Origin of the sequence: Prochlorococcus marinus str. MIT 9107 (genome assembly GCF_000759855.1) — a bacterium.
GTDB lineage: Bacteria > Cyanobacteriota > Cyanobacteriia > PCC-6307 > Cyanobiaceae > Prochlorococcus_A > Prochlorococcus_A marinus_N.
Map to the genome: position 1 here is coordinate 37,856 of NZ_JNAI01000006.1, position 13,051 is coordinate 50,906.

Here is a 13,051-nt window from a genome sequence, read left to right on the forward strand (position 1 = left end):
CCTATGTGATTTGTGAAAGTGCTTGTTCGAAATCTGCTTTTATATCATCAATATGCTCAATTCCCACAGAAACTCTTACCATCGTGGGAGTAACTCCTGCAGATAATTGTTCATCTTCAGATAATTGTTGATGAGTTGTTGAAGCCGGATGAATGACTAAAGTTTTTGAATCACCAACGTTAGCAAGGTGACTTGCTAATTTTAATGAATCAATAAATTTTACTGCATTTGCATAACCTCCATTAAGAGAGAACATAAGCATGCAACCCATTCCCCTTCCAGATGTATATTTTTTGGCACTTGAGTAATACGGATCAGATTCTAGGCCAGGATAATTAACACTACTTACATTAGAATTAGAATCTAACCATTTTGCTAATTCAAGAGCATTAGAAGTTTGTCTTTCTATTCTTAAACTAAGAGTTTCCAAGCCCTGCAATAACAAAAATGAATTAAAAGGACTTTGAGCTGATCCCCAATCTCTCAAGCATTCAAGTCTTGCTCTTAACGCAAAAGCTATATTCCTATTATCAGGTAATCCCAAAGATTTACAGATATCACTACCGAAACCAAAAGCGTCCCAATGAACGAGCCCATGATAAGCAGCGCTTGGCTCACTCATAAGTGGAAATTTACCATTTCCCCAATCAAAGGTTCCTGCATCAACAATAACCCCTCCGATACTTGTTCCATGCCCACCGATCCATTTCGTTGCACTTTCCACAACAACATCGGCGCCAAAATCAATTGGTCTTATTAAAGCACCCCCTGCACCAAGGGTATTATCCACTATTAAAGGAATTCCATTTTCCTTCGCCAAAGCAGAAAGCCCCTCAAAATCTGGAATATTGAACCGAGGATTTCCCATTGATTCGACATAGATTGCTTTGGTTTTATTATCAATTTTATTTCTAAAACTATCGATACTATCACCATCAGCAAATTTAACTTCTATTCCTAATCTTGGAAATTGGACTTTAAATTGATTATAGGTTCCTCCATACAGAAAAGATGTAGAGACAAAATTATCCCCTGCTGTCATGCAGTTCACAATTGCCAAAAATTGAGCAGCTTGACCTGAGGATGTTGCAAGTGCTGCCATACCTCCCTCCAAAGCAGCCATCCTTTTTTCGAAGACATCTGTGGTGGGGTTCATAAGTCGAGTATAAATATTTCCAAATTCTTTTAATCCAAAAAGATTCGCTCCGTGCTCTGCATTATCAAAGACATACGAGCTAGTTTGATAAATGGGTACTGCTCTAGAATTTGTAGTTGGATCAGGTACTTGGCCTGCATGTAACTGAAGAGTCTCGAACTTTTGGTTGCTCAAAATTTTTAAATAATCCTATTATCTATTTAACTTAAAAAAGTCCAAAAAAAAAACAAAAAAAAGATAAATATTTATAAATCCTTTTTTAATGAAGGGTAATTATCATTCATATATAAACTCAAATCCTCTTTTATAGCAGATCTGAGTTTATCAATATTTGTAGAATCAATTATTGGAAAAGTTTTATTAGCCTCAGGATCTTTTTCAGTAATTGATTTCCAATTCTTTCGAACATCTTTTTCAGAGTTTTTTAGAACCTCATCAAAATTGAAACTCTTATCGTTGTTTTTAGCGTCAAATTCGATAAAAGCTTTATTTATAAGTTCTTTTCTATTTGCGAATAGATTCTTGGCTTTTAAAGTATCTGGAAGACCCATAACTGGTTGTAATTCCTTAAGAAGTTTCATTTCCTCTTCAATTAATAGTGTCCAAACACCATGTTTATTTTTTGGAAGATTAGAATTACTAAAAATATTAATTTCACCGAGGTAAAAATTTAACCATAAATAATATGATTTTTCTTCGATAGTTTTTTTAACGGATATCTTTTTATTTTGGATCTTTGGTAACAACTTTTCTGCTTTCTTCAAAAACTGTCTATCTTCTCTTTCTAAATTTATTAATCCCCATCTTTGACTGTAGTCCCATAAATCTTCGTATCTTGTTAAGTCTTCTTGATTCCAACCAAGAGCTTTCAGTTCATGAGAACGATGTGATAATTCCTTTTTCAAAAAAAACCTTTTAAAACCATAATAATTCTAACCCCGTAATCAAGATTAGTAAATAAATGAAGCACTTAGCTTTTTAGCAAATCAAACAAAAAATCAATTATTAAAATAATTATTAATAATTTTCAATACATTGATATAACTTGGATTTTTTTTTGAAATTTTATTATTATATTCTTTTTTTTTAAGATCGTTTTCCTCTTTGTCAGTAAACAATTTCTTGTAAAGATTTTTGATATCATTAAAAATATAATCTCCTTTTAATTTTTCATTTAGTTCTAAAGCTAATTCAGATTTAACAGATTCTTGGCAAAAATTAGTGATTTCTTCTGAACTAATTAAAACTTTATAAATTTCTTTTTTTTCTTCTGAATTAGCATTAAAGCATAAATAAATCAGATTAATCATTGAACAATTATTATTTTTAATTTTGAATTCTTTATAAATATCTGGCCAAAATTTTAAGGATTTTAGACCTTCTAAATCTCCTTGACTGAGAGAGTATTTATTACACCAATTTACAAATTCTGAGACATCTTTTGGACACCTGCTGAGTTGCAAAAGCATATCTGATAAAACTTGTCCTGCTTGAAAATTTCGTGTTGGTTTTCCTTCAGTTGGTAGAGTCATGCTACCTAAAACATCAGCCTTTACAGCATTTAATTGAGAAAAAGTATAATCTCCTTTTTCATGGAATTTATCATTAATTATTTCCTTTGCACTAATTATTTCTTCACCATAACCAAGTTCTTTTAATGAAAGATATTTATTCTCGAATTTATTTTCTTTTCTAACTTGTAATGATACTGATGCGGCCTGATCTAAACATTGAGTTAACAAAATCGTATTAATGGTAGGTAGCATTCCTGGCTTATCGGAATGAAAGTTATTTACAAAACCTGCAAATATGGATGAAATATTTTTTATTGATTTTATATATTGACATTCAATATTATGAACTCCAGGGGAAACTTGAATTTTCGGTGACAATTGATTCAAAATTCGAGCTCCTATTAGAGCAGTAAAAGCATCAGGATGGCAGAAATTTGCAGTAAAACTATCATTAGGATTTCGTAAAGCTCCATGACGATGAAATCCTGTAAAAAAAGCTAAATTTGGATATTTATTACAGATAATAAAAGGTTTTTTATTTTTATTATCAATGCAAAAAGAACCTACTAGACAGCCAAGAACCACATTTTCTCTTTTTAAATTTTTTCTGAGTTCTAAAGCATGTTTAACATCATCTTGTATATGATTACTGTTTGAAGCAAGAATAACTATCTCACATTCTAGAAGAAGATCTTTTAGATCAAAAGACTTTTTCGTTCCCTCTGAAGAATAATGTCCCATTCTCTTAATCTTTTCAATAATCTCATTATCCATATCAGAAAGAACATCATTTGAGAAAGCACCTAACAAATCTCTATCTTCCCTAGGAGCTAAGAGAATATTATTTGATTTTCCATGCATAGCGCAGTTGTATGCTAACGATGCAGGATATAAACCAACACTGTAGAATCCAACTTTGCTGTTCTCTATGTCTTCACTCAATGAATAAAAATATTTTTCATCATTTATGTTTTCTATAAAATTATTCTTCATTTTTGGAAATTCTTGATAATTTTTTTAATTTCTTACCCATACCAGCATTTTTCTACATTAAAGCAATTTTTGATCATAGCAAATTTTTTATTGTAAATCTTGAATTTTTTAATTTATAATTTTTAGGACAAGTATTAATTTCCAGAAGGGGAATAATTATAAATATGGAAAATTTAAGAAATAATTTGAACATCCAAAAACAATTAATTTCTTCAAAAAATATCTTATTTATTCAAGACATTGATGGGGTTTGCATACCCTTAGTTAAAGATCCAATGACTAGAGAGTTGGAATCAAAATATATATATGCAGTAAAAGAGTTAGCAGAAGAATTCTTTGTATTAACTTGCGGTGAACATGAAGGGCCGAGAGGGGTTAATAGAATAATAGAAAGAAGCTTGAGAAGTACTAATGTGCCTAAAAATGAAGAATTATATTTAAGAGGCTTGGCAGCCTGTGGAGTAGAGTATCAAGATAGCAAAGGTGAAATAAGTTTTGAAGGTGTATCAGAAAAAGAACTGAATTTTTTATCTAAAGTTCCTAGTTTAATAAGGCCAAAGTTTAATTTAATAGTTAAGAATATTTTCCCAAAACTTAGCCAAGAAGATATCAATTTTCATGCCGCGAAATCGATATGTGAAACACGCTTCTCCCCAACCATTAATTTTAATAGTCTTTTTGATTTAGTAAGTAAAGATTCGGATAAAAGGAAGCTTATTCAAATTAATTTTGAAAAAATGATGGATGATATCATATTCCAAGCCGAATCAGAAGGGCTTAAAAATTCATTTTTTCTTCATATTTCCCCAAATTTAGGAAATAAGAATAGTAAAGAAATAATCAAACTGTCTACTAAAAATGATATTGGATCAACAGATATACAATTACTTATTTCAGGCGCAGTTAAAGATTCTGGTGTTTTATTTCTTTTAAATAAATTTATTGAGATTAAGACTGGCAAATCTCCTTTTGGGCGTAATTTTAATTTTAGAAATTCGCCTAAATCTGTTAGAGAGAAAATTGATTTATGCAAAAAAACTATTCACAAATGCGATATGCCATTGATTGTAGGAGTGGGGGATACAGTAACATCAAAAAAAAATAATGCTGATAAAATTTATTTAAGAGGTGGGAGTGACAGGTCTTTTCTAGAATTTATACAAATACTCGGTAATGAATTTGGTACTAATAATAAGATAATTTTCGTAGATAGTAGCTCTGGTGAAGTTGAAAGACCATCTACAAAAAAAACTGGTTTAATAGGGATCAGTGATGTTGATGACAAATTAAAGTTTGATATGGTTTTTAAAAATGGGCCCAAAGAATATATAAGTTGGTTTATTGAACTTGCTAAAAAGAGATCAAACTTTAAAAAAAAATAGTTGACTTTTTAAGTTTCGAATGACAATTTATAAATAATAGTTTATGAAAGAAAATTTCCCGTCAATAAATAAAGAACCTATAGAAACATTGCAAATCAACATAGGTTATAGATGCAATCAAGCTTGTAAGCATTGTCATGTAAATTCAAGTCCCCTACGGACGGAAAAGATGTCCAATGAAATAATTTCTCTAATTCCAAAAATAATTGATAAATACAAAATCAAGACTTTAGATATTACAGGAGGTGCACCAGAACTTCATCCAGAGTTTAAAAACCTAATTACTATATTAAGCACCAAACAAATTGATATTATTGATAGATGCAATTTGACAATTTTCTTTGAAAAGGGATATGAAGATCTTCCTCAATTTCTTGCGAATAATAAAGTAATAGTAACAGCTTCGCTTCCATGTTATGAAAAAAATAATGTTGAGTTTCAAAGAGGATATGGAGTCTTTGAAAAAAGTATTAATGCAATAAAAATTCTTAATGATTTAGGCTACGGCAAGAAAGAAAGTGGTTTACAATTGAATCTTGTTTATAATCCCGTAAACCCAATTCTTCCTCCATCGCAGGAAAAATTAGAAAAGGATTATAAAAAAATACTATTTGACAAATATAATATTGTTTTTAACAGTCTTTACACAATAACTAATATGCCAATAAATAGATATGAAGAATCTCTAAAAAGACAAGGGAAGCTTAACAAATACTATAAATTACTAAAAGACAATTTTAATGAAAATAATTTAAAAAATCTAATGTGTAAGAATACTATTAGTGTTAATTGGCTAGGTGAAATTTATGATTGTGACTTTAATCAACAAATAAATTTCCGATCAAATAAAGGGCCAAGAACAGTTTTTGATCTAATTGATGAATCTTTTACTTTTGACTATGGGGTAGCTGTAAAAAAACATTGTTTTGCTTGCTCTGCAGGTGCAGGATCAAGCTGCGGAGGAACTTTAACTTGAAAAATAAAAAACTTATTAAATACAATTAGGACATATAGCTCTTACGTTTAAAGAGGATTCAATTAGTTTAAATCCATTAACTTTTGCTGCAACTTTACCTGCTTCTAAAACCTGTTCATTTTCAAATTCTTCTGTTCTTCCACACCTAATACAAATCAAGTGATGATGATCAGGAGTTTCGTTACTAAGTAATTCGTATCTATGGCCACCCTCACTAAGTTCTAATTCATGAAGAAAACCCATTTGTACTAAAAGTCTTAAAGTTCTATAAATAGTTGCAAGTGAAACTTTGGAACTTGATTTAACTAACTTTTCATGAACTTCTTCAGCGCTTAAATGGTTTCCAGAACCAATATTTTCAAATAAATTAAGAACCTTTAGCCTCTGGGGTGTTAACCTCTTCCCATCTTTATGTAAATCATCGCCTAGAGGAGATGGAATGACTTTGTATTGAGAGGATAATGTCAACAATTAACTCCGGGCTATTCTCAATAATAACCCTAGATGAGAGTAAAACAACTTTTTGATTTAAAATATTTACGAAAGTTCTTCTAAATATTATTTTGAATATATCTTCATGTAGAAATGAATAAGGATTATGAAAAACTCTACTAATCAAATATTACCGAAAGTAAATGCCTTGGTGATTATAGATATTCAGGAAAAAATTATAAAGCCAATATTTAATAAGGGTTCAATAATCAAAAACGTCAAAAAGCTAATAAATGCATATCAAATTTTAGAAGAAAACATTATTGTTTCTGAACAGAACCCACTCAAGTTGGGGACAACAATACCTGAATTATTACCCAAAGCCAGATTTAAAAAAATTGAAAAGATGGAATTTAGCTTAGCTAATAGAAAAGAATTTTTGACAGAACTTGAAAACAAACAAATTACCAATTTGTTAGTTTGTGGCATCGAAACACATATTTGCATTCAGCAAACAGTCATCGATTGTTTACAAAAAGGATTTGAAGTAATCATTATTTCTGATGCAATGAGCAGTCGCAACAGGGTGGATCATGACATAGCCTTAAAGAGAATGATTCAGAGGGGAGCGATCTTAACAACTACTGAGTCAATAATTTTTGAATTATGCAAAACTGCTGATAGGGAAGAATTTAAAGAAATTAAAAATATAATAATTAGTTAAAAAGAAATCAAGACTGGTTTGTTGTTTAGAGATAATTTAAAATTAAATTAAGAGCTAAATTTTTAGGTTTTAATTGAATATGAGATTGTTTACTGAAAATTTCCTTTTAGCAATATCTATTTTTTTTATTGGGATTTTATTGTCGATAATAATTTCCAGGCTTTCAAAAAATTTTCTAAAAAAGATCTCTAAAAGGACAAAAACAAATTTCGACGATTTTATTTTTGAAGTGATCGCTGGAATTATAAAACCAATAGGTTTCCTCCTCTCATTTTATTTTTCAATCGACTATTTTTTCGCAGATGAAATAACTTTTATATCTGTCTTATTAAATATTCAGAAATTATTCATATTGATAATAATCATAAAAGCACTCAACAAAGTGATAATAAGATCCTTGACAGAATCGACATCAAAAATTGATGATTCCTCTATCAGTTCAATGATATCTTCACTAACTCCGCTAATAAAAGCATTAACATGGACAATTGGTTCAATATTTTTCTTACAAAATATAGGAGTACAAATGACTGCTATTTGGGCCTTACTAAGTGCAGGAGGGATTGGAGCAGGTTTGGCTTTGAAAGATCCAGTTCAGGAGTTTTTTGAATATATAACTATTTTACTTGATAAACCTTTTCAAAAAGGTGAGTTTATAAAGTCTGAAGGAGTCTTGGGAATGGTTGAAAGAGTAGGAGTAAGATCCTCAAGGATAAGAAGTATTAATGGAGAAGTAATAGTAATGAGCAACAGCTCCTTAACAAATGGAATAATTTCAAATTATGCGCAAATGAAAAAAAGGAGGTTAGTGCATAAATTAGGAGTTGTTTATGAAACTTCTCCAAAACTAATGAAATTAATCCCAACTATAATTCAAAAAATTGTTGAAGAGACAAAAGATGCCTATTTTGATAGATGTCATTTCACAGATTTTGGGGACTTCAGTCTTAATTTCGAACTTGTTTATTACATTCCAACCAATAATTATCTTGCTGCGATGGAGGCTCAACAATCTATAAATTTAAAAATAATTGAGGAATTCGCTGCAAATAAGATAGAGTTTGCATTCCCTACACAAACCTTAAATATTGAAAGTAACAAAGCCAAATGATCCACAAATCTCTTCACTTAAAATCCAAAGTTTAGATGCCAACTCAGAGCTATTTGCTTCATTACTAACCTGACTTTCAACTAATTTATGTTTTTTAAAAGATATAAGTTTATTACTTAAATGTACGTAATCAATATTATTAAATTTTGGGTCAAATACAATCTTAGAAACTATCTCGCCAGCATTTTCTACATTTTCAGAAATTCCTAAAATATTATTTGCAACTTTAGAAAAAATCATATAACCAAAGAGATTGAATTTTTTACTATATCTAAAAAAACCCGAATCATCATCTGGTATTACTAAACCAGGAGCCCAAGTAATTACAGAAATCTTACTACAGGATTTTTTTAATTTTTTTGAAAGTTCTTTCGCAAACAAAATATTACATAACTTGCTATTTTTATAAGATTCATCAGCATTAAAGTTTAAAAATCTTCCAGTAACCTTTTCTCGGAAATCAACTAAATTATTAAGTCCTGCTTTCTTTCCTATATTTCCACCTGAGCTTTTTGGGTCGTGTACATCCGATGAAGTAATAATAATTCTGGATTCTTCTTTATTATTAATAAAATCTTTTAAGAGATTTACTATGTAAAAATGTGCAAGATGATTAACTGCAAAAGTTAGTTCTATGCCTTGTTTTGATACTTTAGGATAAAATGAACCTGTATATTGTAATCCTGCATTTAAGATAATTACATCTAAAAAAATCTTTTTAGTAAAAATATAATCTTTAATTTTTTTAATATTCTCTAAATCGGAAAGATCACAATTTTCAATAATATTTAAATATTTACTGAGGTAATTTTTATCAAAATGTTTCTCTATTCTTCTTAAAAATTCATTCTTTCTTAATTCAGATTTTATTACAAGGTATATATTATTTTTAGTCTTTAGTAAATTAATCATGGCAAAAAAACCTATTCCTGAATTACCTCCAGTAATTAAAATATTTTTATTTTTAACCATTTAAAAAATTATATTTTTTTTATCATAAAAAAATATGTAAGTTTTTTTTTATTTTGTAATCTTATAAATTATTGTTAAAACACTGAAAACATAGTCACTAGTAATTAAGTAATTTGATTATTATTAATCTACTCTTATTATAAAGTATTGGATGAAATATAAAAAACTTAGCGCAGAAATAATAATTTATTACATTAATTTCTTTAATCATAAGATTTATATTTAATGTCAAAAGAAAGCATGCCAGATGTTCTTGTTTTGGGTGCAGGGCCTGCCGGCATGGCAATTGCATCAGCTTTAGGTAAGGAAAAGTTAGAAGTAGAAGTGCTTTCTCCAAATGGACCAGATGAACCTTGGCCAAACACTTATGGTATTTGGGGAAAAGAGGTTGATCAACTTGGGCTTCAGGATTTACTTGAATATAGATGGAAGAATACTGTAAGTTTTTTTGGTCATGGCGCTTTAGAAGAACAGGACGAAGAGAATAAAGCCACCGAACATTCACTAGATTATGGACTATTTGATAAGAAGAAACTCCACAATTTTTGGTTAAATGAATGTAATAAGTCTTTTATTAGATGGCATCAAGGCTTTGCAAACAAAATACATTTTGAAAAATACAAAAGTACAGTAACTACAAAAGATGGCGAGACCTACTCTGCAAGATTAGTAGTAGATGCAACAGGATATGACCCTATTTTTCTTAAATTAAAATCGTGTGGTCCTTTAGCAGTCCAAACTTGTTACGGAATTGTGGGTAACTTTAGTAAACCTCCGCTTAAAAAAGGGCAGTTTGTCTTAATGGACTATAGAAATGACCATCTTAATGATGAGCAAAAAAAAGAACCGCCCACTTTTCTTTATGCCATGGATATGGGGGATGGGAAATATTTTCTTGAAGAGACGTCTCTTGGTTTAGTAAATCCTCTAACAATGGAAAATTTAAAAGAGAGACTAGAGAAAAGACTGTCTTATCGAAATATATCTATCACAAGCATGCAACATGAAGAGCTTGGTTTATTTCTGCCAATGAATATGCCAATACCAGATTTTAAACAACAAATACTTGGATATGGAGGTGCTGCTTCAATGGTACATCCTGCATCTGGATATTTAATTGGTAATGTTTTAAGAAGAGCTCCACTTGTCGCAAAAGCAGTATCAGAAGCAATTAAAAACAAAAATCTTACTACTTATCATATTGCTAGAAAAGGTTGGGAAACTTTATGGTCAAAAGAATTAATCAGAAAGAAATCACTTTACCAATTTGGATTAGAAAAACTCATGAGGTTTGACGAAAAACTATTGAGAGAATTTTTTGGCAGTTTTTTCCAACTACCTAAAAATCAATGGTATGGCTTTCTCACTGATACTTTATCTTTAAGAGAGATAGTATATGCAATGTGCATAATGTTTATAAAGGCTCCATGGAGTGTAAAAAAAGGTCTGATGATTATGCATGGTAGAGAATTTAAAATGTTACTTAGGATAATTTTTCCAAATATATAGTTTTAAAAATGAGAACTATACTAATAAGTGGAGCCAATAGAGGTATTGGACTAAGCATTGCACATAAAGAATTAAAAGAAGGCAATAGAATTAGTGTTGGCATAAGAGATTTAGAATCATTAAAAGGAAGCGTTATTGATCCCAAAAAATGGCCAGAAGGGAAAATTATAATCAACCAATATGATGCATTAAAAAAAATCACAGCCGAAAATTGGATAAAAAATACCATAGATAAATTTGGGGAATTTGATTCAGTAATAAATTGTTCAGGAGTATTATCGAAAGTTCCTTTCTTATTTCAAGATGGCGATGAAGAAGATATTATAAATACACTAAATATCAATTTTTTAGCAATTTGGAATTTATGTAGGCTTTCTTGGGATCATTTATGCGATTCAGGCAGAGGTAGAATAATTGTTTTAGTTTCAATGAGTGGTAAAAGATCTAAAGGAGATTTAGCCGCTTATTCTTCTTCAAAGTTTGCCTTGATGGGATTATGCCAAACAATGAGAAATAAAGGTTGGGATGAAAATATAAGAATTTCAGCAATTTGCCCAAGTTGGGTTAATACAGAAATGGCCCAAAACATCTCCTCCCTAGACAAATCAAAAATGACACAACCTGAGGATATTGCTGAGATATGCTCAACTATTTTGAAGCTCCCAAAACAATCAGTTCCATTTGAAATCGCATTAAATTGTAATTATGAAATTTAGCCTAAATTGAAAAGCAAGTAAGCCATTGATAGCATTGCAATTGCTATAAAAAGGCCTTTTATTCTATTAGTTAACAATGAAAAAAGAGATAAATCTTCAGAAAAATACCCCCCAAAACTACCTGTAATAAATAACACAACCATTGGAAAAGAAGCCACTCCAAACGAATAAGATATAGATTTTAAAAATCCAAAATTTAAATAATTTAAAATTAAGTAACTTAATGCAAACAATAAAAAAGATGCGAATAGACTAATTGAAACTTCAGCATCTAAAGTATGAGGTAAGCCTCCCTTTAATTCAAACTGCTTTTTACATTCTCTAATCTGTCTTTTAGAAAGCTTTAAATAACCAGTTTCAGGAATTCTTTGCGACTTATATTTTCTTAGTAACCTTGCTTCAAGAGTTTCAGGCTCCTTTGTCATAATTGATGTTAATAATTCATCTGGTTTTAATTTTTTAATTTTCTTATCGAGATTATCCGCTTTACCAATTCTATAAAGATCTCCGACTCTTATAAGGTAAACATATCCCGCCATTTGCGTTGTAAAATTAATTTGATTCCTATATAAATAATACTCAAATAACAAAGGAAATTAAAAGTTTTTACAAAATGACAACAGATATTTTATATTCATTTCGAAGATGTCCATACGCAATGCGTGTCAGATGGGCCTTATTGATTTGCGAAATAAGCGTTGAAATAAGAGAAATTGATTTAAAAAATAAACCTCTTGATTTTCTGAATAAATCAAAGACAAAAACGGTTCCAATATTAATAAAAAAAAATAGCGAAGTTATTGAAGAAAGCCTTGAAATAATCCTATGGGCAATCTCAGAGAAAAAAAAAGAAAACACTGAAGTTATCTATTTCCCTGATAATAAGAAGGAAGATATTTTTAAAATAATTAATGAAAATGACAACGAATTCAAATATCATTTGGATCGCTTTAAATATGCCACAAGATATCAGAATATTAATAAAGAATTTCATTTCACAAAAGCGATTAAATTTATTGAGAAATGGAACAAAATTCTTACAGAAAACAAATATTTTTTTGGAGATAACCCCACAATCGCTGATTGGTCTATTTGGCCTTTCGTAAGACAATTTAAAATCGCCTGTGAAAATCAAAAAAAAACAAATTATTTGGAGACCCCAATAAAAAAATGGTTAGATTCCTTTGAAAATAATAAAAAATTTAAATCCTTAATGTACAAGTACGAATTATGGGCAGCAAATTCTAGAAAGAACTATTTTCCTTGTAATTAGCTTTCTAGCAACTTCCTTTTCTCAATGATCCGTGCCAACTCCAAAAAATATCCTGCAGTCCTAAATTTTCCAATATTCTTTTCCTTAAAATCAAGATCACTTCTAATTTCTGCAGTCTCCGCCATAAGCAAATCCAAATCGTTTGACCCTAGGCTATACAATTCACCAAGTTCAATTTCCCTACCAAGTAAATGACTTCTAAACCACTTCCCTTTGTTTTCTTGAGGTGGAATATCGTAGTGGTGAAAAGACATTAAATTAAAATAAAAACAAATCTAAAACAATTTTAGAGA

Annotated in this window: 14 protein-coding genes; 7 read left to right on the forward strand and 7 right to left on the reverse strand. The window is 29.9% G+C overall.

The features are described from left to right. Position 1: 1 nt before the first annotated feature. The 3 genes from EU92_RS05625 to EU92_RS05615 all read right to left on the reverse strand — a co-directional run bounded on the left by EU92_RS05625 (position 2) and on the right by EU92_RS05615 (position 3,663). A complete protein-coding gene (locus EU92_RS05625) occupies positions 2 to 1,330 on the reverse strand; it encodes an O-acetylhomoserine aminocarboxypropyltransferase/cysteine synthase family protein (RefSeq protein ID WP_032513672.1) in 1,329 nt (442 codons plus the stop codon). Between the two features lie 71 nt (positions 1,331 to 1,401). Further along, a complete protein-coding gene (locus EU92_RS05620; RefSeq protein ID WP_032523451.1) occupies positions 1,402 to 2,061 on the reverse strand; it encodes a hypothetical protein in 660 nt (219 codons plus the stop codon). 93 nt (positions 2,062 to 2,154) lie between these two features. Next, positions 2,155 to 3,663: a hypothetical protein gene (locus EU92_RS05615; RefSeq protein ID WP_032513669.1), complete on the reverse strand. Its 1,509-nt coding sequence runs from the start codon at positions 3,661 to 3,663 to the stop codon at positions 2,155 to 2,157. 164 nt (positions 3,664 to 3,827) lie between these two features. Here EU92_RS05615 and stpA point away from each other — a divergent pair, with 164 nt between their 5' ends. Both stpA and arsS read left to right on the forward strand, forming a co-directional pair. Further along, positions 3,828 to 5,045 carry a glucosylglycerol 3-phosphatase gene (gene stpA / locus EU92_RS05610; protein WP_032513668.1) on the forward strand — a complete coding sequence of 406 codons (1,218 nt, stop codon included), beginning with the start codon at positions 3,828 to 3,830 and terminating at the stop codon, positions 5,043 to 5,045. Positions 5,046 to 5,088: 43 nt separating this feature from the next. Next, a complete protein-coding gene (gene arsS / locus EU92_RS05605) occupies positions 5,089 to 6,021 on the forward strand; it encodes an arsenosugar biosynthesis radical SAM (seleno)protein ArsS (RefSeq protein WP_032513667.1) in 933 nt (310 codons plus the stop codon). A gap of 15 nt (positions 6,022 to 6,036) precedes the next feature. Here the strand turns inward: arsS and EU92_RS05600 are convergent, their stop codons facing one another. Then, the gene (locus tag EU92_RS05600) at positions 6,037 to 6,489 is read right to left on the reverse strand and encodes a Fur family transcriptional regulator (protein WP_032513666.1); all 453 of its coding nucleotides are present in this window, start codon (positions 6,487 to 6,489) and stop codon (positions 6,037 to 6,039) included. 130 nt (positions 6,490 to 6,619) lie between these two features. Here EU92_RS05600 and EU92_RS05595 point away from each other — a divergent pair, with 130 nt between their 5' ends. Together EU92_RS05595 and EU92_RS05590 are read left to right on the forward strand one after the other, a co-directional pair. After that, complete coding sequence (locus tag EU92_RS05595; RefSeq protein ID WP_032513665.1) at positions 6,620 to 7,177, forward strand: hydrolase; 558 nt, start codon at positions 6,620 to 6,622, stop codon at positions 7,175 to 7,177. Positions 7,178 to 7,256: 79 nt separating this feature from the next. Continuing rightward, complete coding sequence (locus EU92_RS05590) at positions 7,257 to 8,288, forward strand: mechanosensitive ion channel family protein (protein WP_032513664.1); 1,032 nt, start codon at positions 7,257 to 7,259, stop codon at positions 8,286 to 8,288. Here EU92_RS05590 and EU92_RS05585 read toward each other — a convergent pair. After that, complete coding sequence (locus tag EU92_RS05585; protein ID WP_032513663.1) at positions 8,259 to 9,260, reverse strand: SDR family NAD(P)-dependent oxidoreductase; 1,002 nt, start codon at positions 9,258 to 9,260, stop codon at positions 8,259 to 8,261. The genes EU92_RS05590 and EU92_RS05585 overlap by 30 nt on opposite strands. Before the next feature lie 225 nt (positions 9,261 to 9,485). Here EU92_RS05585 and crtL point away from each other — a divergent pair, with 225 nt between their 5' ends. Both crtL and EU92_RS05575 read left to right on the forward strand, forming a co-directional pair. Then, a complete protein-coding gene (crtL, locus tag EU92_RS05580) occupies positions 9,486 to 10,769 on the forward strand; it encodes a lycopene beta cyclase (RefSeq protein ID WP_032513662.1) in 1,284 nt (427 codons plus the stop codon). A gap of 8 nt (positions 10,770 to 10,777) precedes the next feature. Continuing rightward, complete coding sequence (locus tag EU92_RS05575) at positions 10,778 to 11,485, forward strand: SDR family NAD(P)-dependent oxidoreductase (protein ID WP_032513661.1); 708 nt, start codon at positions 10,778 to 10,780, stop codon at positions 11,483 to 11,485. Here EU92_RS05575 and EU92_RS05570 read toward each other — a convergent pair. Next, on the reverse strand, positions 11,482 to 12,024 hold the full coding sequence (locus tag EU92_RS05570) for a GIY-YIG nuclease family protein (RefSeq protein WP_032513660.1): 543 nt from the start codon (positions 12,022 to 12,024) through the stop codon (positions 11,482 to 11,484). The genes EU92_RS05575 and EU92_RS05570 overlap by 4 nt on opposite strands. Positions 12,025 to 12,098: 74 nt before the next feature. Between EU92_RS05570 and EU92_RS05565 the strand changes: the two genes are divergently transcribed. Beyond that, entirely contained in the window at positions 12,099 to 12,758 is a 660-nt protein-coding gene (locus tag EU92_RS05565) for a glutathione S-transferase (protein WP_032513659.1), read from the forward strand. Here EU92_RS05565 and EU92_RS05560 read toward each other — a convergent pair. Continuing rightward, the gene (locus EU92_RS05560) at positions 12,755 to 13,012 is read right to left on the reverse strand and encodes a hypothetical protein (protein ID WP_032513658.1); all 258 of its coding nucleotides are present in this window, start codon (positions 13,010 to 13,012) and stop codon (positions 12,755 to 12,757) included. The genes EU92_RS05565 and EU92_RS05560 overlap by 4 nt on opposite strands. Positions 13,013 to 13,051 lie beyond the last annotated feature (39 nt).